Source organism: Pedobacter sp. MC2016-24, from assembly GCF_015223055.1.
Taxonomy (GTDB): Bacteria; Bacteroidota; Bacteroidia; order Sphingobacteriales; family Sphingobacteriaceae; genus Pedobacter.
The window spans coordinates 579027-605333 of record NZ_JADFBX010000001.1 but is presented as its reverse complement, the minus strand read 5'-3'; the positions used below and the strand labels follow the sequence as shown (position 1 = coordinate 605333).

The 26307-nt window shown below is 39.8% G+C and carries 25 protein-coding genes; 12 read left to right on the top strand and 13 right to left on the bottom strand.

The features are described 5' to 3' along the window. Positions 1-91: 91 nt before the first annotated feature. The 6 genes from IM797_RS02785 to trpS all read right to left on the bottom strand — a co-directional run bounded on the left by IM797_RS02785 (position 92) and on the right by trpS (position 6858). On the bottom strand, positions 92-817 hold the full coding sequence (locus IM797_RS02785; protein WP_194125558.1) for a GLPGLI family protein: 726 nt from the start codon (positions 815-817) through the stop codon (positions 92-94). After that, complete coding sequence (locus IM797_RS02780) at positions 818-3598, bottom strand: TonB-dependent receptor domain-containing protein (protein ID WP_194125557.1); 2781 nt, start codon at positions 3596-3598, stop codon at positions 818-820. It lies immediately after the preceding gene. A 308-nt stretch (positions 3599-3906) separates the two neighbouring features. Next, complete coding sequence (locus IM797_RS02775; RefSeq protein WP_228098687.1) at positions 3907-4437, bottom strand: hypothetical protein; 531 nt, start codon at positions 4435-4437, stop codon at positions 3907-3909. Positions 4438-4473: 36 nt separating this feature from the next. Beyond that, positions 4474-5202 (bottom strand): 3-deoxy-manno-octulosonate cytidylyltransferase, encoded by a 729-nt coding sequence (gene kdsB, locus IM797_RS02770; protein WP_194125556.1) that lies wholly within the window; start codon positions 5200-5202, stop codon positions 4474-4476. After that, positions 5202-5816, bottom strand: coding sequence for a deoxynucleoside kinase (locus tag IM797_RS02765; protein WP_194125555.1), 615 nt, complete (start codon positions 5814-5816; stop codon positions 5202-5204). The genes kdsB and IM797_RS02765 overlap by 1 nt, the downstream gene beginning before the upstream one ends. A gap of 43 nt (positions 5817-5859) precedes the next feature. Then, entirely contained in the window at positions 5860-6858 is a 999-nt protein-coding gene (gene trpS / locus IM797_RS02760) for a tryptophan--tRNA ligase (protein WP_194125554.1), read from the bottom strand. A 299-nt stretch (positions 6859-7157) separates the two neighbouring features. On the opposite strand from trpS, the gene IM797_RS02755 reads away from it, so the two are divergent. From IM797_RS02755 to IM797_RS02730, 6 genes are all read left to right on the top strand, one after another. Continuing rightward, positions 7158-7880 carry a 1-acyl-sn-glycerol-3-phosphate acyltransferase gene (locus IM797_RS02755; protein WP_194125553.1) on the top strand — a complete coding sequence of 241 codons (723 nt, stop codon included), beginning with the start codon at positions 7158-7160 and terminating at the stop codon, positions 7878-7880. A gap of 7 nt (positions 7881-7887) precedes the next feature. Continuing rightward, positions 7888-8178, top strand: a complete 291-nt coding sequence (gene gatC, locus IM797_RS02750) for an Asp-tRNA(Asn)/Glu-tRNA(Gln) amidotransferase subunit GatC (RefSeq protein WP_194125552.1) — start codon at positions 7888-7890, stop codon at positions 8176-8178. Positions 8179-8230: 52 nt separating this feature from the next. After that, positions 8231-8989 carry an ABC transporter ATP-binding protein gene (locus tag IM797_RS02745; RefSeq protein WP_194125551.1) on the top strand — a complete coding sequence of 253 codons (759 nt, stop codon included), beginning with the start codon at positions 8231-8233 and terminating at the stop codon, positions 8987-8989. Positions 8990-8991: 2 nt separating this feature from the next. Continuing rightward, positions 8992-9540 carry a cob(I)yrinic acid a,c-diamide adenosyltransferase gene (locus IM797_RS02740; RefSeq protein WP_194125550.1) on the top strand — a complete coding sequence of 183 codons (549 nt, stop codon included), beginning with the start codon at positions 8992-8994 and terminating at the stop codon, positions 9538-9540. An 86-nt stretch (positions 9541-9626) separates the two neighbouring features. Next, entirely contained in the window at positions 9627-9848 is a 222-nt protein-coding gene (locus tag IM797_RS02735) for a DUF2795 domain-containing protein (RefSeq protein ID WP_008240955.1), read from the top strand. Positions 9849-9983: 135 nt separating this feature from the next. Beyond that, complete coding sequence (locus tag IM797_RS02730) at positions 9984-10145, top strand: lmo0937 family membrane protein (protein WP_152542334.1); 162 nt, start codon at positions 9984-9986, stop codon at positions 10143-10145. Between the two features lie 3 nt (positions 10146-10148). Here the strand turns inward: IM797_RS02730 and IM797_RS02725 are convergent, their stop codons facing one another. Further along, a complete protein-coding gene (locus IM797_RS02725; RefSeq protein ID WP_194125549.1) occupies positions 10149-10859 on the bottom strand; it encodes a 2-C-methyl-D-erythritol 4-phosphate cytidylyltransferase in 711 nt (236 codons plus the stop codon). A gap of 67 nt (positions 10860-10926) precedes the next feature. Beyond that, positions 10927-11976: a tRNA preQ1(34) S-adenosylmethionine ribosyltransferase-isomerase QueA gene (gene queA, locus IM797_RS02720; protein ID WP_194125548.1), complete on the bottom strand. Its 1050-nt coding sequence runs from the start codon at positions 11974-11976 to the stop codon at positions 10927-10929. Positions 11977-12126: 150 nt separating this feature from the next. On the opposite strand from queA, the gene IM797_RS02715 reads away from it, so the two are divergent. After that, on the top strand, positions 12127-13368 hold the full coding sequence (locus IM797_RS02715) for an ABC transporter permease (RefSeq protein ID WP_194125547.1): 1242 nt from the start codon (positions 12127-12129) through the stop codon (positions 13366-13368). Positions 13369-13553: 185 nt separating this feature from the next. On the opposite strand, the gene IM797_RS02710 is transcribed toward IM797_RS02715, so the two are convergent. Next, positions 13554-14747 carry a pyridoxal phosphate-dependent aminotransferase gene (locus tag IM797_RS02710; RefSeq protein WP_194125546.1) on the bottom strand — a complete coding sequence of 398 codons (1194 nt, stop codon included), beginning with the start codon at positions 14745-14747 and terminating at the stop codon, positions 13554-13556. Positions 14748-14882: 135 nt separating this feature from the next. On the opposite strand from IM797_RS02710, the gene IM797_RS02705 reads away from it, so the two are divergent. From IM797_RS02705 to bioA, 3 genes are read left to right on the top strand one after another with little or no spacing between them, the layout of a single operon-like run. Then, on the top strand, positions 14883-15860 hold the full coding sequence (locus tag IM797_RS02705) for a cation diffusion facilitator family transporter (protein WP_194125545.1): 978 nt from the start codon (positions 14883-14885) through the stop codon (positions 15858-15860). Further along, complete coding sequence (locus tag IM797_RS02700) at positions 15860-16300, top strand: NUDIX domain-containing protein (RefSeq protein WP_194125544.1); 441 nt, start codon at positions 15860-15862, stop codon at positions 16298-16300. Before IM797_RS02705 ends, IM797_RS02700 begins: the two co-directional genes overlap by 1 nt. Continuing rightward, entirely contained in the window at positions 16297-17565 is a 1269-nt protein-coding gene (gene bioA / locus IM797_RS02695) for an adenosylmethionine--8-amino-7-oxononanoate transaminase (protein WP_194125543.1), read from the top strand. The genes IM797_RS02700 and bioA overlap by 4 nt, the downstream gene beginning before the upstream one ends. Positions 17566-17582: 17 nt before the next feature. Here the strand turns inward: bioA and pdeM are convergent, their stop codons facing one another. From pdeM to IM797_RS02675, 4 genes are read right to left on the bottom strand one after another with little or no spacing between them, the layout of a single operon-like run. Continuing rightward, complete coding sequence (gene pdeM / locus IM797_RS02690; protein WP_194125542.1) at positions 17583-18218, bottom strand: ligase-associated DNA damage response endonuclease PdeM; 636 nt, start codon at positions 18216-18218, stop codon at positions 17583-17585. Beyond that, positions 18215-20728 carry a ligase-associated DNA damage response DEXH box helicase gene (locus IM797_RS02685; protein ID WP_194125541.1) on the bottom strand — a complete coding sequence of 838 codons (2514 nt, stop codon included), beginning with the start codon at positions 20726-20728 and terminating at the stop codon, positions 18215-18217. The genes pdeM and IM797_RS02685 overlap by 4 nt, the downstream gene beginning before the upstream one ends. A 13-nt stretch (positions 20729-20741) precedes the next feature. Next, positions 20742-22346: an ATP-dependent DNA ligase gene (locus IM797_RS02680; RefSeq protein WP_194125540.1), complete on the bottom strand. Its 1605-nt coding sequence runs from the start codon at positions 22344-22346 to the stop codon at positions 20742-20744. Beyond that, positions 22343-23353: a ligase-associated DNA damage response exonuclease gene (locus tag IM797_RS02675; protein WP_194125539.1), complete on the bottom strand. Its 1011-nt coding sequence runs from the start codon at positions 23351-23353 to the stop codon at positions 22343-22345. Before IM797_RS02675 ends, IM797_RS02680 begins: the two co-directional genes overlap by 4 nt. Positions 23354-23546: 193 nt before the next feature. On the opposite strand from IM797_RS02675, the gene IM797_RS02670 reads away from it, so the two are divergent. Together IM797_RS02670 and IM797_RS02665 are read left to right on the top strand one after the other, a co-directional pair. Further along, complete coding sequence (locus IM797_RS02670; protein ID WP_194125538.1) at positions 23547-23891, top strand: cupin domain-containing protein; 345 nt, start codon at positions 23547-23549, stop codon at positions 23889-23891. Positions 23892-23976: 85 nt separating this feature from the next. Next, a complete protein-coding gene (locus IM797_RS02665) occupies positions 23977-26307 on the top strand; it encodes a TonB-dependent receptor domain-containing protein (protein ID WP_194125537.1) in 2331 nt (776 codons plus the stop codon).

The window sequence follows — 26307 nt, the reverse complement described above, 5'->3', positions numbered from 1 at the left end:
AAGTTAGCAAATAAAATGGAAGGGGTTGGATCTTTTTTATAAATATTAATGATTTTGGTAATCATGCTGTAAGCCTTTCAATGCTAAAATGTTACAGCGTTAGGCCATACAAATAGCGTTTGGCTTCTGCTTCTTTTCCTTTTTTATCTGGAAAAAAACGAGTCACGACTCCGATCAACTTTGCCTTTTCTTTCTCCGTTTGCAATTTTATTCCTTTGCTTGGCGCGATAATCTCTGTGTTTAAATTGAGAAATCCTTCAACTCCGGTTGCAAACCAGGTAGTGTTATAGCGGGGAATGGCCAGGCCCAAAATCATACCCGGTAAGCCATTAAAACCTTCTGGACCGCCACGTAATAAAATCTCATCGGTATAGAAAGCGATGACATAGACGGTGTCATTTATTCGGGTTATGGCTTTACGGCAATCATAACCGGCAATCGTCCGGATGTCGTGCGTAATTTTCCAGTCTGTATGTACAATTGTATCCGAGAGGAGATAGGTTTCATCGAAAACGTTTCTTTTGATCACACGTTTCCTATGTTCAAAATCAGTGTAAAACTGGCCTTTTGATTGATCTTCACCTGTTTTTTTACTCCTGTATAAGGCCGTTGTTGCGTTGAAAAGTAATTCCCAGTTACTGATGTTGTATTTTTCTATCTTTGCTTTTGCATCATCCGGGATATCCAATTCGGCCATACTCCGCTGGATATTTATTTTTTTTTCAAATGTGATTTTTCCATTAGATACAAAAGTCTGTTGCGCCTGAAGTTCATCAAAAACCAATAGCAAAAAGAAAATGGTGCAGCATCTAATCATTTATTTACTGTTGTTTTTATTCATAAAATTACCACTTAAATTCCAGTTTATACCCAAGAGTACGTACCTTGGAATAGAGCTGAATGTATTTTCACTTTTAATATTTCCCCCAACAAAACGATTATACCCAATTCTTTGATTTAAAATATCATTAACTGAAAGTCTGATCTCTAATGACTGGCTTTTTAGCAGCTTTGTGGATAAGTAACTGTTCCAGATAGCTGTGTTTACATCCTGCCCAAAAGATGAATTTGCGGGTTGAAAACTCAATGAAAACGTGGTGTTAAACTCCATGTGATAAGGCAGTTGGATGGTCCCTCCAATTTCATGGTTGTGGCTGATGCTTTTCCCATCATTCAATTCTCCAATAGACGACTTTCCTGTCATCAAATTAGCCGACGGCACATAGCTAAATTCCAGATTCGAGGTGTAATAATTAAAAGAACCCCTGAAATTGTATTGGGTACTTGATGATTTGTTTTCAGTGAAGTTGATGATTGCTACACTATTGGTTTTGTTGAACCCCATGTCAAAGCCAAAACGTATATTCCATTTTGAAAAACCTTTAGAGTAGCTGAAATTCCCACTAATGGAATTGTTGCCACTGGCATTGATAAAACTGGAGATACGTTTGTTGAATTCATCTACAAGCTCTGTTCCAACGATCGCATTGTTTGTGAAACCATAGTTGAAATCCAGTGATACGTATTGATCTGATGCAAATCTGAAACTGTTGTAGGAAATGTTGAAACTATTGGTAAATGAAGGCCTGAGTGCTGAATTTCCAATGACTTGATACAGTGGAGTATTGATTTGCCTCACCGGCTGTAATTGCTCTATGTTTGGCTGTTGCATATAGCCATTATACGTAAAATATAAACTGGTAGAAGGACTGATTTTGTATTGCAAATTGGTTCTTGGCGATAGGTTAAGATAGTCCCTCCTGAAATCGGTCGTTTTATCTAGATCATTCAATTCAAAAGCTGTCTGGGTAGCTTCCAATCCGGTCGATATCGAGAAATTATCGTAATTATATTGCACAATCAGTTTGCCAATATTTGAAAAATTAATAAACCTAAAATCATTACTCAATGAATCAATTTTCTGCTTCGGATGGCTTAAATTGTCTAAAACGATACGGTTGCTGCTGGAAGAGATGGTTTTAAAGCTATACCCCATTTCAATTCTCCATTGGTCAGATAAACGGTCTGTATAATTGATGCGTGTGCCGAGTGACTGCTGGGTTCCTGTATTTTCCTTTTTAAGATCAATAGAATCCCGGCGTTCGAATACACCATTGATGTCGTAATAATTGGTAATGTTAACGCTGTTTTCTGTGTTTTGAACGTGTTGGTTTTCCGGTTGTAAATCGATGGAAAGCGTACGGCCTTTTTTTGTGAATTTTTTAGACCAGTTGATGTTTCCATTGAAAGTCTCGGTACTACCTTTGCCTTGATTTCGTTGTTTATTGTCACTGATTTGAAGGCCATTGTCACTACGGGTTTTGTTGGTACTGCCAGAAATGTCGTTTGTTTTTCCCTGGCTTGCGCCAAATGAAACCCTGAGTGTAGACATGGGATCAATGTTATAGGTATAAGAACCTTTAATTGATTCCCTGCTTACATCAGATTTACTGTCTGTACTTCCTGAACTTAAAAACTGTTTGCCACTAGGCAGTAGTTCCTGGGCGTCAGCAGTGGTATGATTTACATTTCTATTATTAAAACCTTTTAAGTTTACTTTAAGCCCCATTTTATTGTCGTCAAACTTATCGGAAAAGTGAGCGCCCAGACTCGCATTTCTCGGCAAACCAGAACTGGAAAAAGGAGCGTCATCGTCGTCGTCCCCTCCAGAAACATACATAACTGAAGCCCCGTCGTCACCAACTTCTATGAGATCGTAATCTTCTCCTTTCAATTTGCGCATCGAATTGTTGATTTTAGATTCGCTATTTAAAGTCGAGTAGGTGCCGTAAATCGCGGTTTTCAATTTGCTTTTAAAAACACCAAACATACCGCCATAATCTCCAAGGTCGGATCCATTGGAATTCAGATCTATAGTAGACAAATATCCATTTTTAGCATTTTCTTTCAGTTTGATGTTAATAGTTTTATTTTTAATACCATCTTCTATACCTGTAAGCTCCGCATTTTTACTTTTTTTATCGTACACCTGAACTTCGTCAACTGCATTTGCTTTAAGGTATTTTGTTGCCAGTAGCGGATCATCGCCGAAAAACTCGTCGCCATCTACTAAAACTGTTTTAACTTCCTTACCCTGGGCTTTGATCCTGCCATTTTTATCCACTTCAATACCGGGTAAACGTTTCAGCAACTCCTGCAGGTTGGCATTGCTACGTACCGCAAAACTATCTGCCTGGAAAACCAAAGTATCTCCTTTCATACGTATCGCATTTTTTGTGGCCTGGATCACAACTTCGTTTAAGAGTTTAGATTTAAGCTCCATTCTGATTATACCCAGATTTATGTTACTGGTGTCAGTTAACCTGAGGTTCCTCAGGTAATCGGCCATTTTTGGATAAGTAGCTAATATTTTATAATCACCTTTTGGAATGCCGTTAAATTCAAAATACCCTATAGAGTCGGTTCTTGTAGATTTAACCAGGATAGAATCTGAAGCCCTGATGATAGAAACTGCACTATGCGCTAAACCGTTTTTGTCCAGACTATCTTTAACCACACCTTTAATATGAGACTTTTGGGCCGAGACAGCAAACAAATGAAAGTAGCAAAATATAAAGATGGAAAAAGTCTTCAGCATAGTTTACCGGTTCACAAGCAAGGAGATGTTTAAAGCTAATAAGTATTTAGTTGGTAAAAAAGTGCATTTCATAAAAAAGGCCCGAAAAATTCGGGCGCTTTTGCTAATTTATATTTGGTTAGAATATGCTGGGTTGATGATAATATTCTTTGTTGCTTACTGTTTGATTATATAAACATAATACAAAATTTATAACAATCATAATATTATTTCACTTTTTTTTTGAACAGCTAAATATAGTATGGGCATTTCAACTTAATAATGGCCTTCTGGACTGTTATTTCGAAGATTATATCCGAATAAAAAAATCAGTTGCAGCACTTATAATAAGGTTTTACTTTCTTCTCTTGCTCAGACCAGGCAATGTAAACACTGGTTTCCTTACCTGAGCGATATTTGAAACCGTTTAACCCGGATTTTTTCAATTCGTTGTAAAATAAGGTGTCAGGCGTGTATTGATCCGGACTTTCATTTTCTGTCACCGCGGGTTCTAAAAAGTTCTCCTCGTCAAAAAAAAGTTTAAATTCATCTTTTATGAATGACACCTGAGTTCGTTCCTTTTCCAAATCAACAGAAGCTTTGTAATTGTTGATCAGATCAGTCGCTTTAAAAATTTTGTTATAAATCTGTTGACCGTTATGTGCAGTTATACTAAAAACCATGCTCATTTCCTGCAGTTTTTCCCCATTTAAAACCAATTTAAATGTATCTGCTTTTAAGCTATCGCTAAATGGTTTTAAAACGATCTGGGGATCAGTTTTCTCTATTGATTTATTCGAATGACTACACGCTGTAGCAATTCCGATGACGATTAGGATGGGAAGGAGATAATGCTTCATATTAATAATACCCAATATAAGGAAATATTAAAAGGATTACCTAATGATTTTTTTCAAATCTTCGGGTGTATCAATGGCGATGGTCTCTATTTCGGTAACGCGGGTTTGGATTGCATAACCGTATTCCACCCAGCGCAGCTGTTCCAGACTTTCAGCAAGTTCCAGGTTAGAGGGGGGGAGTTTGGTGATATTTAGTAGCGTGTCACGTGAGTAGCCATAAATTCCAATATGTTTATAATATTGATGGGCAGTTAACCAGTCTTCTGATGGCAAGCTCCTTAAATAAGGTATGGTTTGCCTGCTGAAGTAAATGGCCTGCGCATTGTTATTGATTATGACTTTCGGTGTATTGAAATTGAATAATTCTTCTTGAGTTTTAATTTTTTTGATTAAAGTAGCCAGTTTCACCTTTGGGTTTTCAAAACATGAGATCAAAAGTTCTATTTGTTCCGGGTCAACAAAAGGTTCGTCACCCTGGATATTGATAATGGTATCGAAATCAGGGAAGTACTCCGACACTTCTGCACAACGATCTGTGCCACTTTGGTGCGTAGATCTGGTCATTACTACACTCCCTCCAAAAGCTTCAACGCTGCGGGCTATGCGTTCATCGTCTGTGGCTACCACCACTTTGTCCAGGCCTGAAGCCTTCAAAGCCTGTTCGTAAACCCTTTGAATCATGGTTTTGCCTTCAATGATCAACAACGGTTTCCCGGGAAAACGTGTTGAGGCATACCGTGCCGGGATCACACAAAGAACTTTCATTAAAAAAGGCCGTTTATTTCAGCGTCTATGGATTGAATGATACTGCCTAAATCCTCAGGATTGTTTGTGAAATCCAATTTATCTTTATCCAGAATCAATAACTTTCCAAGGCCGTAATCTTTAATCCATGTTTCGTATTTTTCGTTGAGTTTAGACAAATAGTCAATACGGATGCTGGCTTCATATTCACGGCCACGACGTTGTATGTTATTGACAAGCGTAGGCACTGAGGCACGCAGATAAACCAATAGATCGGGTGGTTTGATGAACGAAGTAATGTTTTCGAAAATGGCTTTATAGTTTTGATGATCTCTTGTTGTCATCAATCCCATCTCATGCAGATTATCCGCAAAAATATGGGCGTCTTCATAGATGGTTCTATCCTGAATTACATTTCTGTTAAAATTCTGGATGTCGACAATTTGCTGAAAACGGCTGTTTAGAAAATAGATCTGCAAGTTAAAGCTCCAGCGTTTCATATCGCTGTAAAAATCTTCCAGATAAGGGTTGTTATCTACCGCCTCATATAAGGATTCCCAACCATAGTGTTTAGCCAACAAGCCTGTAAGTGTAGTTTTTCCGGCGCCAATGTTACCAACGATTGCTATATGCATATGTTTTTTCTAGATCAGAAAGGTAGTTAATTTACCCTAAATGTTAAAATGATTTAAACCCGATTATTTCTCTAACGGCCTTAATGGTCTTATGTGCACTCTCCCTGGCTTTCAGGGCACCATGTTTAGCTACCTGACGTAAATAGACGGTGTCTTTCGAAAGGTCTTCGATCTTTTCGCGGATTGGGGTATTAAACACAATCATATCTTCAGCAAGTTGTTTTTTGAAATCACCGTAACGGATGCTCATTTTGCTGTACAATTCATCAAAATGTGTAAGTGTATCCGGAGTAGACACGATTTTCATTAAATCAAACAGGTTCTGGATGGCTTCTGGTTTTGCCTGGTTTTCTTCAGCCGGGCCTCCATCGGTTACTGCCCTGGATATTTTTTTACGAATAACTTCCGGACTGTCCGATAAATAAATGCAATTGCCATCGCCACTTGATTTACTCATTTTACCACTACCGTCCAGACCAGGTATCTTAACCAGGTTTTGGCTAAAATTGTACGCCTGTGCTTCCGGGAAGAAGTCGTTGTTGTAAAGCCTGTTAAACCGATTACTGAACGTACGTGTCATCTCAAGATGTTGTTCCTGATCTTTACCAACTGGCACCTTTGTTGCCCTATGGATCAAAATATCGGCAGCCATTAATGTTGGATAGGTCAGCAACCCTGCGTTTACATTATCTGGATGGGAACGTATTTTGTCTTTAAAAGAGGCGCTTCGTTCCAATTCTCCCAGATAGGCATTCATGTTCAGATATAAATAGAGCTCAGCAACTTCAGGGACATCAGATTGCACATAAATGGTCGTCTCTTCTGGATTAATTCCACAAGCAAGGTACTCTACCAGAATATGTTTTACATAGCCATGCAAATCAGATGGTGTTGGATGGGTGGTCAATGAGTGTAAATCGGCAATGAAAAAATAGCAGTTGTAATCATGTTGCATTTTTACAAAATTGGCCACTGCGCCGAAATAGTTTCCAAGGTGTAATTTACCTGTTGGACGGATCCCGCTAACTACTGTTTCTTTCATTGTATTATAAATTTGTTTTTTATCTGTATGAAGCTATTATAAGTTTGTATCAAAGCGCTTTGTGCGTATAAACCCATGATGTTTTCATCGGGATAAGCTATTTTTATTTTTTGTATTCTTGTTATTTGAGGGGCGATCTAAAGACCAATTTAAATTGCCGAGGCCGAAATTACTAAAAAACCGGAATTGACCCTGCTTAATATTTCATTTTTATCTTAAATACAGGCATAACCTTTATAAATTACATTAAGATGCATTTTTAATTTGCAGATTGCCTAATTTTTGTAGTTTTGGATTTGATGATTACTTTTTTTAAGCGCGCACACCGCATTTATTCAGTAGGCTTAATTTTGCTGCTCTCAGCGCTATTTTACCCTCTTTTTTACTGGGCTTCCAGGAAACCAGCTCGTTATGGTGTATTAAACAGGCTTCGCAAAATAAACGGATTGTTGTGGACAAGCCTGATTGGCGTGTTTTTTAAATTTAAGTTCGCAGCGCCACTGGATGATCATCAGACTTATATTTATTGTGCCAACCATGCATCTACGCTAGATATCATCGTTTTTTGCTGCCTGGCCAAAGGGCGTTTTCATTTTATGGGAAAGGATGAACTGCTGAAAAATCCGGTACTTAAACTTTTTTTTAAAACGATTGATATTCCTGTAAACCGCGATAGCAAGATGTCCTCTTTTAGGGCCTTCAAAAGAGCAAGTGAAAATCTTGAAAATGGAATGGGACTGATTATTTTTCCTGAGGGTAAGATCAGCGATGAATATCCGCCAAAATTGCAGGACTTTAAAAATGGGCCGTTCAGACTGGCTATAGAAAAACAGATTCCCATTATACCAGTCAGCATACAGGATGTTTGGAAACGAATGTGGGATGATGGAGCTGCTTATGGAACTAGTCCGGGGCTATGCCATATTTATGTACATGAACCAGTTTTAACAACAGATCTGACAATTGATGATACAGATCGATTAAAAGACCGTATTTTTGATCTAATAAATAGTAAACTTTGATTAAGCCATGATTATAGATAAGCAAACCATAGATAAAGTTGCCAATTTAGCCAGAATTGCCGTTCCTGACGAAGATGCGCCAGCACTGATAGGTGATATGAATAAAATTTTAACCTTTATGGAAAAGTTAAATGAGCTGGATACTACAGGTGTTGAACCATTGATTTATATGAATATTGATGAAAATGTATGGCGGGACGATGTGGTAAAGCAGGAAATTAGCACTGAGGAGGGGCTAAAAAATGCGGCAAAACACAATGAAGCATTTTTTGAGGTTCCAAAAATCATAGAAAAATAGTGCTGTCCTGTAACATAAGTAAGCGAAAGTTCATCTAAACTAAAAAAAACTAATGGAGAAAGCGCTAATTAACATTAAAGATATAGGCAGAAAATATGTCATAGGCTCGGAAGTGATCCATGCGCTCAAATCAGTTACACTTGACATTCATAAAGGTGAATTTGTCGCTTTGATGGGCCCCTCTGGTTCCGGAAAATCTACCTTAATGAATATATTGGGTTGTCTGGATACCCCAAGTAAAGGCAATTATATTTTGAATGGCACTGATGTAAGTCACATGTCTGAAAATGAGCTTGCGGAAGTGAGAAATACTGAGATTGGTTTTGTGTTTCAGACCTTTAATTTGTTGCCGCGTTCTACCTCCCTAGATAATGTAGCCCTGCCTTTAATTTATGCAGGAGCTACTAAAAAAGAAAGAGATGCCCGTGCCCAAAAGGCCTTGGAGAATGTGGGGCTTGGAAATCGCGTAGGGCATAAGCCCAATGAACTTTCAGGTGGACAGCGTCAACGTGTTGCCGTTGCACGTGCATTGATCAACAATCCTTCAATTATTTTGGCCGATGAGCCCACAGGAAATCTGGATACCAAAACCTCTATTGAAATTATGGGCTTGCTTGAAGAAATCCATAGCCGGGGAAATACCATTATCCTGGTCACGCATGAGGAAGACATTGCCCAACATGCTCATCGCATTGTCCGGATGCGTGACGGCTTGATTGAAAAGGACTATCAAAATACTGATATCAAAATGGTTTCTCCGCGATTAAAAGGATTGAAAGATAAAGGTGACGATTTTGAAAAGATTGTATAAACATGAAGATATATACTAAAACAGGAGATAAAGGATTAACCTCTTTGATCGGCGGTACACGCGTACCAAAGTTTCATCTCCGTATAGAGTGTTACGGGACTGTAGACGAGCTCAACTCTTATGTCGGTCTGATCATGTGTCAGGACATAGATGCGCATCACCAGCGATTGCTTAAAGAGATTCAGGACAGGTTATTTACCATCGGAGCATCGCTTGCCGCAGATCCGGAAAAATCCCGGATGAAGATTCCGGATTTGCACGATACTGACATAGCGCTACTTGAAGCTGAGATGGATGGCATGAATCTGGTCTTGCCTGAATTGAAACATTTCGTGCTTCCAGGTGGAAACACCGTAGTTTCCTATTGTCATATCGCCAGGTGTATCTGTCGCAGAGCCGAGCGTTTGACTGTTCATTTGGCTTCAGAAAGCTTTGTTGACGAAAAAATGACTATTTATTTGAATAGATTAAGTGATTATTTATTTGTTTTGGCACGAAAACTGAATTCAGATGCTAAAACACCGGAAAACATATGGATTCCGAGGCTTTGAAAAAAGTGGAAAAAAAGTTTGTTTTGCTCAGGTTTTTTAATATACTTTTGCGGAATAAATTAGAGTAACTTAATTGTATAAGAAATATGTATTGGACACTAGAACTCGCATCGCACCTGGAAGACGCTCCATGGCCTGCAACAAAAGATGAACTGATTGATTACGGCATTAGATCAGGCGCACCTGTAGAAGTAATTGAAAATCTACAAGCTTTGGAAGATGATGGTGAGCCGTATGAAACCATCGAAGAAATCTGGCCAGATTATCCTACAAAGGATGACTTCTTTTTTAATGAAGACGAGTATTAAACTCAAGGTATAGCAAAAGGCTTCGTGAAAACGAAGCCTTTTTAGTTTTTGGAACGATGATTGTTTATGAAATGTCATAGATTGTTTAACACAATCTCACATCATTACTTATCAAAAATCTAAAAAATAAACGTTATGGGAAATTTACTGTATTTAGTAGCTGTAGTGCTCGTGATCTTGTGGATCATTGGTTTCTTTTTCAATGGATTCGGTCCAAATGTAGGTGGACTAATTCATATTTTGTTGGTTATTGCAGTGATTGCGATCATTCTTAAAGTAATTAATAGGGCAGCTTAACACTTATAAAGGTCTATTTGCAGGCTCAGGCTTGTTAAATAGACCTCTTTTTTTTATCAATAAAGCAGCAATATCCATGTCTTCAGGATACGTTAATTTCAAGTTATCTCGGTCCCCCTCAATCATATGAATGTCCATTCCTGCATACTGTACTACCGAGGCATCATCTGTAAAATCGTTCCTAAAGGGCTCCTGATAGGCTTTTCTCAATTGATCTATATGGAAAGTTTGGGGCGTTTGTATTAACGCAAGCTCATTTCTATTTAATGCCACGGTTTTACCGTCCGCCAAAATGCTCCTGATGGAATCGGTTGGCTTTACGCCCGGGATACAATTTCCTTTTTCTTCAGCAACATGAAATGACCTCATGATTAGTTCCGGCGAAACAAGTGGCCTTACTGCGTCATGAATGGCTACGATCCCTTTTCCTTTGATGGCCTTTAAGCCATTTTTTACTGAATGAAAACGTTCTGTTCCTCCTTTAATCAGCTGGTGTGGAATGTGAAAATGGTGGAGGCCACATAATTCTTCCCAGTAACCATGTTGGTGGATATTCAATACGACTAATAACTCTGGATTTAGCGGGCAAGCGTAGAATGCCTCCAATGTATGCATGAGTACGGGTTTACCACTCAGTCGCAAAAACTGTTTGGCGACTTCACTTTGCATCCGGTTGCCTGAGCCCCCTGCAACTATCAAGGCGTAATATTTCATAAAACAAAAATAGGAGATTTCGGCGCACGTTGGCCAAAATCTCCTATCAAATAATTAAAAGATGTGATTAGATGATCAGCATGGCATCACCATAGCTATAGAAACGATATTTTTCTTTTAAAGCCACATCATAAGCATGTCTTACATATTCATAACCACCAAAAGCGCTTACCATCATCAATAAAGTAGATTCTGGAGTATGAAAATTGGTAATCATTGAGTTGGCTATGCTAAACTCATATGGAGGGAAGATAAACTTACTGGTCCAATCGTTTGCTGCCTTCAGTGTTTTAGCCGAGGAAACCGCAGATTCAATCGCACGCATGGAAGTGGTACCAACTGCACAGATTTTCCTTTTGTTTTCTAAGGCTTTATTTACAATGTCAGCATCTTTTTGTTCAATGATGAATTGTTCTGAATCCATTTTGTGTTTGGTTAAATCTTCTACTTCTACAGATCTGAAAGTACCCAATCCAACGTGTAATGTCACTTCTGCGAAATCTATGCCTTTCAGTTCCAGTCTTTTCATCAACTCCCGGCTAAAGTGCAAACCAGCTGTAGGAGCAGCTACTGCGCCTTCATGTTTGGCAAAAATAGTCTGGTAACGCTCTTTATCCTGAGCAGTAGCTTTACGTTTGATGTATTTAGGAAGAGGTGTTTCCCCTAATATTTCTATATTCTTTCTAAATTCTTCGTCTGTTCCGTCGAAAAGGAAACGGATGGTACGTCCGCGTGATGTCGTATTGTCTACAACTTCAGCAACCAATAAATCGTCATCGCCGAAATATAATTTGTTTCCAACGCGGATTTTACGGGCTGGATCTACAAGAACATCCCATAAACGTAATTCTTTATTCAGCTCTCTTAATAGAAATACTTCAATCGTTGCACCAGTCTTCTCTTTATTTCCATATAAACGGGCAGGGAAAACTTTAGTGTTGTTTAAGATCATAACATCCTTGTCATCGAAATAATCTAAAACATCTTTAAATATTTTATGTTCAATTTTACCGCTATCCTTATGTAAAACCATTAAACGGGCTTCGTCTCTTTGATCTGAAGGAGTATTGGCAACCAGCGATTCCGGTAAATTAAACTTAAATTGAGATAACTTCATATGTTTTGATGTGATAATTAAGGGCGCAAATTTACAAAATATAATCTTTATATAGTATATATTTCTTTTTTAGGAAGATAAAGACTTTAATTTCATTTATATGAATTCCAACTGTAACGTTTTTAGCTATTTTTGATCTAAAGTTCAATTATGATTATTTTCAGACTAATAGGCGAAAGTTTTCGGTTTGCATCAGATGCACTGCGCCAAAATAAACTGCGAACGTTGCTTTCCCTGCTGGGAATTACTATCGGAATTTTTGCCATTATTTTTGTATTCACAGCCACAGATACTTTTAGAAGCAAGCTGCAGGAAAGTATAGATAAGCTAGGCTCTAAAACTATTTTTGTACAAAAATGGCCTTGGGGGGGCTTCGGTGATTATCCCTGGTGGAAGTATATGAACCGTCCGCAGCCAAGTCTGAGGGATTATAATGCACTAAAAGAGCGTCTGGAATACGTTGAGGGAATCTCTTATGAAATCTTTGCCAGTGAAAGAACAGTGAAATATCGGAGTAACTCTGTAGAAGGTGCTGGTTTAAAAGCTGCATCGCAGGATTTTAACAAAACCTGGATGATCGATTTCCAGGAAGGACGCTACTTTACTGAAAATGAAGGTAAATCTGGCGCCCCTGTCATTATACTGGGGGCGGAAATTGCAGACGGTCTCTTTAATGGTGAATCAGCGATCGGTAAAAAGATCATTGTGATGGGGCGTCGTTTAACAGTAGTGGGTGTGTTTAAGAAAGAAGGAGAGGATATGCTGGGCATGTCACAGGATAAAAACATACTTATTCCGCTGAATTTCGCTAAAAGTTTATTCGACATTGAAAACGAAATGTACGATCCAACTATTACCGTAAGGGGACGTGAAAACGTGGCATTGGACGAGATCGAAAGTGAAATCAGGGGAGCCATGCGCTCCATCAGAAAACTCAGGCCAGGAGTGGAGGATGATTTTGCTTTAAATAAAAGTACGATCGCTTCCAATCAGCTGGATGTTATGTTTGGTGTAGTAAACATTGCCGGTTGGGTTATTGGTGGTTTTTCTATTCTAGTTGGGGGCTTTGGAATAGCTAATATTATGTTTGTTTCGGTAAAGGAACGAACGAATATCATTGGAATCCAAAAATCGTTAGGCGCCAAAAATTATTTCATTTTGCTTCAGTTCTTATTTGAGGCTGTGGCACTTTGTTTACTTGGGGGCGGTTTTGGGATATTACTCGTCTACCTCATCACCCTGATTGTAGGGGCAATGGGTTTTACAATGGTGCTTTTCTTGAATAACATCATACTTGGCGTTGGGGTTTCATTTGCCATTGGAACGATATCCGGTTTCTGGCCGGCATATTCAGCATCGAGACTGGATCCTGTCGAAGCGATTCGCTCGTAATAACTCGACAGCTGAACATTAGGCTTCCAGAATGGGGCAGCAAATCATCTGAGGCTTTCTCCTTGCATACCCTATTTTTAGAATTAAGGATCGGTATAAACTCGCTATAAAATGTTAGATATATAAAAAGGAGCGCCTTTATCAAGTTAAATGATAAAAGCGCTCCTTTTTATGTTCCTTTTAGTTTATTTTAATTTAGCCAAAGCTTCTTTAATTCTGCTTACAGCTTTTCTTAGTTGTTCCTCAGACGCAGCATAAGAAATACGTATACAGTCTTCGTTACCGAAGGCTTCACCAGTTACTGTTGATACATGAGCTTCGTTTAAGAGGTATAAGCTCAGGTCTTCTGCAGTATTGATCGTCGTATCGCCATCTTTTTTGCCGAAATAAGCTTTGATTTCAGGGAAGAAATAAAAGGCACCATCTGGTAGATTTACATTCACACCCGGAATCTCTTTCAGTAAAGCATAAACAATGTCTCTACGTTTTCTGAATTCATCAACCATAGCGTTCACAGATTCCAGACCACCCAAATAAGCGCCTAAAGCAGCCCTTTGCGAAATAGAAGAAGTACCAGAGGTAATCTGACCTTGTAATTTATCGCAAGCATTGGCAATTTCTTTATTGGCCGCCATATAGCCTACGCGCCATCCGGTCATGGCATAAGATTTAGAAAATCCATTGATTACAATTACGCGATCTTTAACAGTATCAAATTCGGCAATGGAGGCATGTTTCCCCACAAAATTGATATGCTCATAAATCTCATCAGAAATGATATAGATGTTCGGATGTTTTTCGAAAACAGCAACAAGGTCTGCAAGTTCGTCCTTACTATATACTGAACCAGTTGGGTTACAAGGAGAAGAGAACATGAACAATTTGGTTTTAGGCGTTATCGCGGCTTCTAATTGTGCTCCGGTAATTTTAAAGTTGTTTTCGACAGTAGCATTGATAAAAACCGTCTCACCTTCAGCAAGTTTAATCATTTCTGAATAAGATACCCAGTATGGTGTTGGTACGATCACTTCTTCTCCAGGATCAACCAGGCACATGACAGCATTGGCCAGGGATTGCTTTGCGCCTGTTGAAACTACGATCTGGTCAAAACCATAGCTCAGTCCATTTTCTCTCAAAAGCTTGTCAGCAACTGCTTTACGCAGGTCCGGGTAACCCGAAACAGGGGTGTAGTAAGAGTAATTCTCGTCAATTGCCTTCTTTGCAGCTTCCTTTACATCATCTGGTGTGAAAAAGTCTGGCTCTCCAAAGCTCAAATTGATAACGTCTATCCCTTTTGCAGATAGTTCTCTTCCTAACTTCGCCATTTTAATGGTTTGCGACTCAGATAGGTTGTTGATTCTTTTTGATAAAAATGTCATAGTTATTGTTGCGCAAGCAAATATTATTTTGTGAACTAGCAAATATAAAAACCTAACCGAATTATAAACTAAAAAAAATACTTTTTAATAGAATTTGAAGGTTAAAATGTATTTTTGGATGCTAAACTCAGCAATTTGCAACCTCAAAGAAAAGCCATCGTACTCGCATTGTGCATAAGCATTGTGTTGATGCTGGCCAAATTTATTGCTTACTTGATCACACATTCCAATGCGATCCTGACCGATGCTGCAGAGAGTATCGTTAATGTACTGGCCAGTAGCTTTGCATTTTACAGTATTTATCTCACCACTTTACCCAAGGATGAAAATCATCCGTACGGACATGGCAAAGTCGAATTTTTTTCTGCTTTTTTCGAAGGTACGTTAATCGCAATTGCGGGAGTAATGATCATTTTCAAATCAGGTTATGACCTGATTTATCCGAAAGCAATAACCCAGCTGTTTGAGGGCGCAACCATTATTGGCGTTACGGGTCTGGTAAACTTATGGGTAGGATATCACCTGATCAATACGGGTAAAAAGTACAGGTCAATTACTTTGGAAGCGGATGGAAAGCACTTGCTAACCGATGCAGTGACCAGCGCGGGACTTGTTGTGGGCGTAGTACTGATTAAATTAACTGGGATTTTCTGGTTGGATAGTGTCATTTCAATCTTGCTTGGGTTATATATTCTATACAATGGATATAAATTAACCCGTAAGTCGGTTGGTGGACTGATGGACGAAAGTAATGTTGGATTGGTTAAAGACATCATTGCCATTTTACAGGAGAACCGACAAGAACCATGGATTGACGTGCATAACCTACGTGCGCAACAGTATGGTGCAGATTTACACATCGATTGCCACATTACCCTGCCTTATTATTTTGACTTAAGCCGTGTACACAAAGAAATTTCCGCCATTGATCATTTAATCAATGGTAATGCACATCATAAAACAGAATTATTTGTCCACGCTGATCCTTGCTTACCTGCATGTTGTAACTATTGCAGGGTGGATGACTGTCCGGTGCGGCAGGAGCCATTTCGAGCAGAAATTGAATGGACTGTTGAAAATGCAACTAAAAACCAAAAACACTTTGACCAATAATGAGCTATTTTAATGTAAGAGTATATGGCATCCTGATCAATGCGGATAACCAGGTCCTGGTCAGCGATGAACAATCTGGTGGAAGAATCTTCAGTAAATTTCCAGGAGGTGGATTGGAATTGGGCGAAGGCCTTGCCGATGCACTGAAACGTGAATTTATGGAAGAATGTGCTGCAGAAATAGAGGTGCTGGAGCATTTTTATACAACTGATTTCTATGAAAAATCTTCATTTAACGACAGCCAGATCCTGAGCATCTATTACTTTGTACGTGAAAGACATCCGCTCTTATTGAGCTTCAAAACAAAAGCCTTCGATTTCGACGCTGATAGCCTGCAGTCTTTCAGGTGGATCAACTTGAAAGATTTAAAGACCGAAGATGTTACCTTTAAAACCGACCAGACTGTAGTGGAACTGTTGTTGAAACAAATTGACTTATGAATTTAGCTGAACGCGATGCAAAAGTGATCTGGCATCCCTTTACCCAAATGAAAAACCCGTTGCCACATATCCCTATAGTTAGGGGAGAAGGGGTGTATCTGTTTGATGAAAACGAAAAAAGATACATAGACGCTGTATCAAGCTGGTGGGTAAATATTCACGGCCATGCACATCCGTATATAGCAGCCAAAGTTTCTGAGCAATTGAATACGCTGGAGCATGTGATTTTTGCTGGCTTTACACATGAACCTGCTGTGCAATTGGCTGAACGCTTACTGCCATTACTTCCAGGTGATCAGAAGCGGGTTTTTTATTCCGATAACGGTTCGACTGCAGTAGAAGTTGCCTTAAAAATGTGTCTCCAGTATTGGGTCAACACCAGTAAACAGCCACGTACTAAAATCATTGCTTTTAAAGAAGCTTATCATGGTGACACCTTTGGAGCCATGTCTGTGAGTGGTCGCAGTATATTCACCAACGCGTTTAGCAGTTTACTATTTGACGTAGAGTTTATTGATCTGCCAACAGCACAGAATATTTCACAGCTCAAATCTAAAATCAATTACCTTTCAAACGAAGTCGCATGTTTCATTTTTGAGCCCTTGGTATTGGGTACTGCAGGTATGCTCATGTACGAAGCGCAATACCTCGATGAGCTGATTGCCACTTGCCAGCAGCACGGTATCCTGACCATTGCTGATGAGGTCATGACTGGTTTTGGTCGGACTGGTAATTATTTTTCCTGTGAAGCGCTAAACACAAAGCCCGATATCTTTTGCTTGTCTAAGGGGTTAACTGGAGGTACTATGCCTATGGGCATCACCACCTGCAACAGCAAAGTATTTGATGCCTTTTTAAGTGAGGACAAACTTAAAACCCTTTATCATGGCCATTCTTATACTGCCAATCCAATTGCCTGTGCTGCATCTTTAGCCAGTCTGGATTTACTGCTTGCCCCGGAAACGATGGCTAATATCAAAAGGGTAAGTGCGAGCCACGCTCAATTTGCAATGAAGATCACTGGCCATCCTAAGGTGAAAGCAATTCGTCAGACAGGTACCATATTGGCGCTGGAATGGGAAACAGGTAATGACACCTCTTATTTTAGCGGTCTGCGTAACCAATTGTATCAATACTTTATTGACCGTGGTATTCTACTGCGACCATTGGGTAATGTTCTCTATATCCTTGCACCATATGTGATCAGTAATGAAGACCTGGAATATACTTATCAAACAATCGAGCGAGCGTTAAAAGACATCTAATTCTGGAATTAATGAAATTAAATCTGTACTACCCGATCGGGGGTGATTGCATAAAATTGGCCGCCATCGCCAGGCTGTAGTATTTTTAATCCGGTAAATACACTAAAAGCAGGCATAATGGCGCAGTCTGAACCGAAATAAAAACATGGAAATTTGAGCCGCTGCCTGGCCTTGCCGTAAAGCACAACCCCAGGGTGTATGTGTCCGCATATGTTATAATAAGCATCAGTGTTTTTTGGCTTGTCGTGGATAAACCTGAAAGGAGCAATTAAGAGTTCTTTGGTGTACACTTCGATGCCCAATGCTTCATAATCTTCTTTTTTCAGATCATCATGATTTCCTTTAACTAAAATTACTCCAAGATCAGGGTATACAGATCGCCATTCCAGAAAAGCATTTGCATCACTGTTGATGTTGTTGTGAAACATATCTCCGGTAACAAGGAGCGTTTTCGGCTTAAATTCCTGCATTAACGCAGTTAAACGCTGTAAATCGGTTAAGCCCACATTAGCGGGAACTGGAATACCGTTTTTTCTAAAATGAGCAGATTTCCCAATATGCATGTCGCTGATCATTAATAATGCTTTACTTTTCCAATATATTGCCCGCTCTTTACTTAAGATGAGCTCCTCTGCCCTGCAATTCACTATCATTTCTTGTTATTTTTTTTCTCTGCTTCTGCAGTCATTCTTTCAATCCTCTGGCTGAGTTCTTCAGAGCTCATATTTTCCCTTAAGCTGTCCACTTTAATTGGAAAGCAAAGGGGGGTATAGCGGTCTGATTTCACCATGACAATTTTGCTTGACTGAATCCGATGCAATGCTGCTGCCAGTCTGGGTTCTTCAATTTGCTGGTAAAAAGCTTCGTCATAAGCTTGCCGCAATAATAGGTTGTATTTATCGTAGTCACTAAATACATTGAAAAATAAGGCGGCAGAAGATTGCAAATGTTTATTGGCAATATATTTTCCAGGGAAACCCTGAAATACCAATCCCGAAATACAGGCGATATCCCTGAATTTACGCCTGGCCATTTCCGTAGCATTGATGCTCGCTACAATGTCTTCGCTTAAAGCAGCTGGATTAAACAATGTTTTTACCTCATTTTCATCCAAGGGGATGACCTGTTCGCTCAATAGCTCAAATCCGTAATCGTTCATAGCAATGGAAAAACTCATGGGTTTTATTTTTCCAAGGCGATAAGCAATTAATGCGGCCATAATTTCATGTACCTGTCGCCCTTCAAAGGGGTAGGCAAACAAATGGTAGCCGTCTTTAGTATCGATCATTTCAATCAGAAATTCGTCGTCCTTAGGTACGTGCGAAATCTTGGCCTGCCTTTCAAAAAGCGGGTAAATGAAATCAAGTTCAATGTCCTGATGCGATTTATCTAGTGTTTCATTATATTTTTTCCGCAATATAGAACCCAAATTGGCTGTTAATGACATGCGTCCACCCATCCAGCTCGGTGTGATGGCCCGTTTTAACTTGCTTTTTCGCACCAGTACCGTCATTTCTTTAACCATCACAAAATCCAGCACCCTTCCGGCAAGTGTAAAGCTACTTCCAATCTTCATTCTCGATATAAATGATTCCTCAACCATTCCGATATAGCCACCAGTAATAAACTTTACCTTAAGCATCGGGTCGCTTACAATGGTTCCTATGTGGAGTCTGTGCCGCATAGCCATTTGTCTACTCTCCACTTTCCATAGCCCCTCAACCAGATTTACCTTGCTAAACTCGTCATAAGCAGTTAAACTGTCTCCACCTGTTGTGATAAATTGCATGATCCATTTCCATTCCTGGGGAAGTAGTTCTGTAAAGGCATGTGTCTGCTTAACTTCAAAAAATAACTTCGTGTCGTCAAATCCATCGCCCACGGCAAGTGTAACCAGGTATTGGATCAACACATCAAAAGCCATGACTACAGGCTCCCGGCTTTCAATATTCTGAGTTTTTGCAGCTTCTTTAATCGCAGCTGCTTCAACCAATTCCAGGGCATGGGTTGGCAAAAAGTAAATAACAGAAGTTTCGTAAGGGGAGTGGCCACTTCGGCCGGCTCTTTGCAGAAAACGGGCTACGCCTTTAGGCGATCCGATTTGCACAACCGTATCTACCGGCTTAAAATCTACCCCAAGATCGAGAGAAGAGGTGCTAATAACCGCCTTTAAGGTGCCGGAATGTAATGCATCTTCAATCCAGTTGCGAAGTTCATGGTCGATTGATCCGTGATGTATCGCCAGTAAGCCAGCCAGGTTCTCATCTAAAGCCAGTAAAGTCTGATACCAAAGTTCGGCCTGTCCTCGGGTATTGGTAAATATGAGTGTTGTTTTACTTTTATAAATGATCGGCAACAGTTTGTGCGCCAGTTTATGACCCAGATGTCCTGCCCATGGCAACATGTCGATATGATCTGGTAAGACAGATCTGATATCAATCTTCTTTTCAATGTCTGCCTTGATAATGGTTTTTAGCAAGTTGGGGTAGGGTACCAATACCTCCATCGCCTGCTCCATATTGCCAACGGTGGCTGATATCCCCCATATCCGGAGTAACCTTTCCGGATGCCTTTCGGCTAGCAGGCCTTTTATTCTTGAAATGCCGAGTTCGGTCATTACACCCCGTTTACTACCTAGCAGTTCGTGCCACTCATCTGCTACAATACATTGCAACGAAACAAAATAGGTATGGGTGTTTTTTTGGGCAAGCAAAAGATGTATACTTTCCGGCGTGATAATCAACACTTCCGGCATCTGTTTTTTCTGTTTTAGCTTTTCGCTTTGCGGTGTGTCTCCATTTCTTACCCCAATGTGCCAGTCTAGTTCCAGTTCCCGACAAACTTCCCGCATAGCGCGGGCTAAATCTTTTGCCAGTGAGCGTAAAGGCGTAATCCAGATCAACTTCAAGCCGGCGGGTTTTCTTTTTGATTGTTTTTTCTTTGATGTGCTTTTTGGTACTGCTTCAAGCCTATTGATTTCGTCAATTACTACAGCTAGAAACAAAGAGAATGTTTTTCCAAAACCCGTTGGCGCATTTACCAGACCGCTATAGCCTTCAGCATAATACTGCCAGGCGTCAGTTTGAAATTTAAATGGTTTCTTTTTACTCGTCTTAAGCCATTTAATTACCTTTTTATAGCCTTTGCTGTTTTCCAGTTTCATCTTCAAGTAAGCCTTAATCTTTAGGTGCCAGTGTGGTTTGTAAAAGCTGTTTTAAATCATCAAGTGTGTTGATTTCTGTAGCATTCTTATCTTTTCTCCAACGAGCAATTCTCGGAAACCTTAATGCCAAACCAGCTTTATGCCTTTTACTCTCCGCGATCCCTTCAAAGGCAATTTCAAATACCAGTTCTGGTTTCACCGTCCGAACGGGACCGAATTTTTCTACTGCATTTTTTAATACAAATGAATTTACGGCTTTAATTTCCTGATCGGTTAGGCCTGAGTAAGCTTTGGCTATGGTAATGAGTTGATCGCCATCTCTTACGGCAAAAGTATAATCCGTGTAGTAATTGGCACGACGGCCGCTACCTTTCTGAGCATAAATCATCACGGTATCCACTGTATAAGGATTAATCTTCCATTTCCACCAATCACCACGCTTTCTGCCAGTATGGTATAAAGAATCGAGCTTTTTTAACATCAAACCTTCGCTATTATTTTCCCGGGCGCCCTCACGTGCTTTCGCCAATTCATCCCAATCCGTAAATTCTACAATTTCTGAAAGCAGTACAATTTTTTGATCAGCCAGTTGATTTATGATTCCGGTTAATAGTTTGCGTCGCATTTGTAAGGGGGTCATTCGCAGATCTTCTCCATGGTGTTCCAAAAGATCGTAAACATAAAAGCCAACAGGTGCCTCATTTAATTGTGATTTGTTGATGGTTTTCCTGTTTAACCGTTGTTGTAAGATGCTAAATGCCTGCACCTTTCCATCTTTGATAGATAATATTTCTCCATCCAGTACTGTACCATCAGTTAATACATCAGCTAAGAAATGAAGTTCAGGAAATTGTTCGGTAACCAGTTCTTCGCCACGCGACCAGATGAACAGTTCTCCATTTCTTTTCACGATCTGACCACGAATACCATCCCATTTCCATTCTGCCTGCCAATTGTGCGGTTCACCAAGCGAATCTGGCTGGGTATCCAATGCATAAGCCAGACAGAAAGGATAAGGCCAGGAACTGTCTGTATTCACATGAACACCTTCAATCAGTTCCGTATAGCTAATTTGGTCGGGATTCCATTTACCCATGATGCTATGCATAATTTTACTGGCTTCCTGATTGCTTTGTTTGGCAAGGGCGTTGACTAACATTTTATTAGAAACGCCGATCCGGAAATTTCCGGAGATCAGTTTGTTGAAAATAAAACGCTCCTGGATATTTAAGCTGTCCCAGGCACTCAGGATAAAGTCTTTTTTACTGACCTCATCTGTTCCATTGATCGCTGCGAGATCCGTAATCCAATCGTGTAATTTGCGCTCCAAAGGATGTGTTGGCGGCGGCAATACCAATGCAATTGTTTCGCTTAAATCGCCAACACTATGGTAACTTTCAGCAAAAAGCCAATCAGGAATGCCACTTTGCTCAATTGCCCATGCTTTGATCAAGGCAGTGGCCACAGGCCTTTTAGGGCGTTTTCCAGTGAACATAGCAATCACATAAGGTTTATCCAGCTCATCGGCTTCATTAAAATAATCCACTAAAGCAGCGATTTTATCATTGGTTTTATTGCTCATTTCAAGCGATGCGATCAGTTCTGTAAAGCGCTTCATAGATTGATGATTTCTAGTACGTCCTCTTCATCTTCCGTGCCGTATTGTGTTTTCACCTCTTCGGCATCAATACCAATTTCGTTTAGGTATTTTGCAAAGGTTGCGGTATAACCATGCGTCACAAAAACTTTTTCTGCTTCGGTGGCTTCAATGGCAGTTAACAAACCGGGCCAATCGGCATGGTCACTTAACGCAAAACCTGCATCGGCACTGCGCCAGCGCCTGCTGGCCCTAACCTGCATCCAGCCAGAGCAAACACCTGTGGCTGCATTTACCAGGTTTTTAATCCATCGGCCGTCGGCGAGGGCAGGGGGTACAATTACGATACCCTGCTGCAATTCCTCTTTCCTGACGTCTGTAGTTATCCTAATGGTTTCAGGTAAGTCTACTCCCGCCTTTATGAAAGCTTCGTTAAGGTTGGCAATAGACTGATGTACATATACAGGTACCATGCCATGCAGATTTTTAATCAGCCTTTGCGCCTTTCCGAGACTGTAAGCAACAAGGACTGTAGTTTTATTTTTGATGAGGTTATCTGAAGCCCAACCCCTGATCTCCTCGAAAATTTTTTCCTGTGCCTGCCATTTGTAAACCGGCAATCCAAAAGTGCTTTCTGTAACAAATGTATGGCATTTTATCGGTTCAAAAGCAGTACTGATGCCATCGTATTCTGTTTTATAATCTCCGGATACCACGCAAATCTCGCCTTTGTATTCCAGCCTGATTTGAGCTGAGCCAATAACGTGACCTGCAGGGAAAAGACTCAGCTTTACTCCATTGACATCGATTTCCTTGTTATAAGGCAAAGTTTCAATGTTTAAATCACCCAATCTTTGATTTAAAATGGGTTTAGTCAACTCATGGCACAGGTAAGCCTTATTGCCCCATTTTACATGATCTGCATGTCCGTGTGTAGTTACAGCCAGATTAACTGGTTGCCAGGGATCGATGTAAAAATCACCCTGGGGGCAGTAAATTCCTTTGTTTGTAAATTTAATTAAATCCATTTGGTTATAAACAGTAGCAGAGGTAGAAAGTTTAATTATTATTTACTACATGGTAGTAGAAATATGGCGGCAGTTACAGGTAATTGTTAAAGGGGCTTCATTTAAGAAAATGAAATGATATGTTGTATAAAAAGGATTAATAAATTCTAAATTTGTCTCAGTCAGAACAAGTATTTAACAATACATAAGAGCCATGAGTAAAATATTAAAAAGTAATAACTTTCAAAAAAACGATGAAATTAAATGGGAATGTGCTTCTCCAGGTGTTGAGCGTCAGGTTTTTGGGTATGATGACCGCGTAATGCTGGTTAAGGTTAAGTTTGAAAAGGGAGCTATAGGTTCTATTCACGAGCATCCACACACCCAGGTTAGCTATGTTGAAAGTGGTGTATTTGAACTCACAATTGGTGGTGAAAAACAGTTGCTGAAAACAGGCGACGGATTTTATGTACCACCAAATACCTTACATGGCTCTGTTTGTCTTGAAGCAGGTGTATTAATTGATGTTTTTAGTCCACACCGCGAAGATTTCTTGTAAACGGGGCATTTTTGTTGCATCATTTGATGTCTTATTGGATTGCATCTTTCATATTTCTTTCTATTTTTACAATTCAAAAGTTCTTATGCCAAACAGAAATAGAATTGTACTGATACTTTTTTTTACAATCGCGATATCCCAAATTGTTTTTGCCCAAAATAAAAGAACCATTAATGGAAGCGTAACCGATTCCAGAACCGGAGAAACTCTGATCGGCGCAAGTGTCAAAGTTACCGGAGCTACAACCGCCGCAGCTGTAACCAATTCTTATGGTTTTTATTCCATCGGCCTGACTGAAGGCCAATACGAAATTGCCGTAAGTTTTATCGGTTATAAAACCAGCAGACAGAACATCTCTATAACAAAGGATGTCCGTTTTAATTTTGCGCTAGAAGAAGATAATCAGCTCAATGAGGTCGTAATATCTGCGATTAAGCGAAACGAAAATGTAAGTAGTCCGCAAATGGGCTTGCAAAAAATAGACATTAAAGAAATCAACAGTGTTCCTGTATTATTGGGTGAGCGCGATGTGCTCAAGACCCTGCAACTACTTCCGGGTATCAAATCCGCAGGTGAAGGCAACAGTGGTTTTTATGTTCGCGGCGGTTCTACAGATCAAAACCTAATTTTACTGGATGAAGCACCAGTTTACAATGCATCACATTTACTTGGTTTTTTCTCTACCTTTAATTCGGACGCCATCAAAGACGTTAGTGTTTACAAAGGTGGTATGCCGGCGCAGTATGGTGGCCGGTTAGCTTCTGTATTAGATATCAAAATGAACGATGGAAACCGCAAAACATATACTGTAGAGGGAGGTGTTGGGCTGATTTCGTCACGATTGAAAGTTGAAGGTCCTATTGTGAAAGACAAAGGATCTTTTATGATCAGTGCCAGAAGAACCTATATGGATGCCTTTTTAAAACTTTCTCCAGATAGCTCGATCAATAGCAATACCCTATATTTTTATGATTTAAATGCAAAGGCCAATTACCAGATAGATGATAAAAATACCCTGTATTTAAGTGGTTATTTTGGGCGCGATAAGCTTGGCCTGTCAGATACTTTTGGCTTCAATTGGGGTAATGCCACTGTAACTTTGCGCTGGAATCATTTGTTTAATAACAAACTCTTCTCTAATACCTCTTTGATTTACAGTAACTACAACTATGTGCTGCAAAATTTTATGGAAGAGAACAACTTTGAAATCAACTCGGCAATCAAAGATTTTAATTTAAAACAGGATTTTGAATATAGTTTAAACAATAGTCATAATCTGAAGTTTGGTGTGAATGCCATTCAGCATACGATTGCTCCAGGTAAGCTGACCGCAACAGAAACCTCCAGTGTAAACGCAACCAATTATGAAAGCCGTAAAGGAATGGAGCTTGCGGCTTACCTGTCTGACGAGTGGAACGCAAGTGAACGTTTGAATGTGGTGTACGGGCTTCGCCTGAGTAGTTTTGCATTGTTTGGTCCGGGTACGATTAAAACATATGATACAGATGGAAATGTAATCGGAAACGACGTGTACAAATCAGGAGATGTAGTGAAAAGCTATCTCAACCTAGAACCTCGGTTTTCTGCCAGTTATCAGCTAAATGAACAGAGCTCGTTAAAAGCTGCGTATACACGAAATGTTCAGAATATTCACCTGATGTCAAACTCTACATCAACATCACCAACGGATTTGTACATTATGAACAGCAATAATGTGAAGCCGGAAATTGCCGACCAGGTTGCGACTGGGTATTTCAGGAATTTTAATGACAACAATTACGAATTTTCAGCAGAGGTGTATTACAAATGGATGCAAAACCAGATTGAATACCGAAGCGGGACTGATTTAAGGGGCAACAACAACGTTGAGGCTGATTTATTATATGGAGATGGCCGGGCTTATGGCATCGAACTTTTCTTTAAAAAGCGCTTTGGTAAATTTAACGGTTGGGTAGGCTATACCTTATCCAGAACAGAACGTCAGTTTGACGCGATCAATAATGGAAAATGGTTTTATGCTAAGCAAGATCGTACGCATGATTTATCTGTAGTAGGTATTTATAAGGGTGGCCCGCGCTGGACTTTTTCTTCTGTTTTTGTATACAATACTGGTAGTGCCGTTACTTTTCCAAGTGGTAAATACCAAATCAACGGACGAACCGTGTTTTATTATACCGAGAAGAATGGCTACCGTACGCCAGCATACCACCGTTTGGATGTATCCGCTACATTGGAGGGAAAACCAGGTAAAAAGGTGCAATCCAGTTGGTCTTTTGGTATCTATAACCTGTACAACCAACAAAATGCCTTTTCTATTGATTTTAAGGACGATCCGGATGATGCGAGCAGGACACAAGTGGTAAGAACCACACTATTTGGAATCATCCCTTCGGTAACCTGGAACTTTAAATTTTAG

What these genes read in the sequence shown, in the direction of transcription:
- trpS (WP_194125554.1), bottom strand. Translation starts at nt 6,858, where the DNA reads ATGAAAGAAACAGTAGTTAGCGGGATCCGTCCAACAGGTAAATTACAC.
- IM797_RS02665 (WP_194125537.1), top strand. Translation starts at nt 23,977, where the DNA reads ATGCCAAACAGAAATAGAATTGTACTGATACTTTTTTTTACAATCGCG.
- IM797_RS02685 (WP_194125541.1), bottom strand. Translation starts at nt 20,728, where the DNA reads ATGAAACTGGAAAACAGCAAAGGCTATAAAAAGGTAATTAAATGGCTT.
- IM797_RS02765 (WP_194125555.1), bottom strand. Translation starts at nt 5,816, where the DNA reads ATGCATATAGCAATCGTTGGTAACATTGGCGCCGGAAAAACTACACTT.
- bioA (WP_194125543.1), top strand. Translation starts at nt 16,297, where the DNA reads ATGAATTTAGCTGAACGCGATGCAAAAGTGATCTGGCATCCCTTTACC.
- IM797_RS02670 (WP_194125538.1), top strand. Translation starts at nt 23,547, where the DNA reads ATGAGTAAAATATTAAAAAGTAATAACTTTCAAAAAAACGATGAAATT.
- queA (WP_194125548.1), bottom strand. Translation starts at nt 11,976, where the DNA reads ATGAAGTTATCTCAATTTAAGTTTAATTTACCGGAATCGCTGGTTGCC.
- IM797_RS02710 (WP_194125546.1), bottom strand. Translation starts at nt 14,747, where the DNA reads ATGACATTTTTATCAAAAAGAATCAACAACCTATCTGAGTCGCAAACC.
- IM797_RS02725 (WP_194125549.1), bottom strand. Translation starts at nt 10,859, where the DNA reads ATGAAATATTACGCCTTGATAGTTGCAGGGGGCTCAGGCAACCGGATG.
- IM797_RS02775 (WP_228098687.1), bottom strand. Translation starts at nt 4,437, where the DNA reads ATGAAGCATTATCTCCTTCCCATCCTAATCGTCATCGGAATTGCTACA.
- IM797_RS02745 (WP_194125551.1), top strand. Translation starts at nt 8,231, where the DNA reads ATGGAGAAAGCGCTAATTAACATTAAAGATATAGGCAGAAAATATGTC.
- IM797_RS02680 (WP_194125540.1), bottom strand. Translation starts at nt 22,346, where the DNA reads ATGAAGCGCTTTACAGAACTGATCGCATCGCTTGAAATGAGCAATAAA.
- IM797_RS02740 (WP_194125550.1), top strand. Translation starts at nt 8,992, where the DNA reads ATGAAGATATATACTAAAACAGGAGATAAAGGATTAACCTCTTTGATC.
- pdeM (WP_194125542.1), bottom strand. Translation starts at nt 18,218, where the DNA reads ATGATAGTGAATTGCAGGGCAGAGGAGCTCATCTTAAGTAAAGAGCGG.
- IM797_RS02780 (WP_194125557.1), bottom strand. Translation starts at nt 3,598, where the DNA reads ATGCTGAAGACTTTTTCCATCTTTATATTTTGCTACTTTCATTTGTTT.
- IM797_RS02715 (WP_194125547.1), top strand. Translation starts at nt 12,127, where the DNA reads ATGATTATTTTCAGACTAATAGGCGAAAGTTTTCGGTTTGCATCAGAT.
- IM797_RS02730 (WP_152542334.1), top strand. Translation starts at nt 9,984, where the DNA reads ATGGGAAATTTACTGTATTTAGTAGCTGTAGTGCTCGTGATCTTGTGG.
- kdsB (WP_194125556.1), bottom strand. Translation starts at nt 5,202, where the DNA reads ATGAAAGTTCTTTGTGTGATCCCGGCACGGTATGCCTCAACACGTTTT.
- IM797_RS02785 (WP_194125558.1), bottom strand. Translation starts at nt 817, where the DNA reads ATGATTAGATGCTGCACCATTTTCTTTTTGCTATTGGTTTTTGATGAA.
- IM797_RS02675 (WP_194125539.1), bottom strand. Translation starts at nt 23,353, where the DNA reads ATGGATTTAATTAAATTTACAAACAAAGGAATTTACTGCCCCCAGGGT.
- IM797_RS02700 (WP_194125544.1), top strand. Translation starts at nt 15,860, where the DNA reads ATGAGCTATTTTAATGTAAGAGTATATGGCATCCTGATCAATGCGGAT.
- IM797_RS02755 (WP_194125553.1), top strand. Translation starts at nt 7,158, where the DNA reads ATGATTACTTTTTTTAAGCGCGCACACCGCATTTATTCAGTAGGCTTA.
- gatC (WP_194125552.1), top strand. Translation starts at nt 7,888, where the DNA reads ATGATTATAGATAAGCAAACCATAGATAAAGTTGCCAATTTAGCCAGA.
- IM797_RS02735 (WP_008240955.1), top strand. Translation starts at nt 9,627, where the DNA reads ATGTATTGGACACTAGAACTCGCATCGCACCTGGAAGACGCTCCATGG.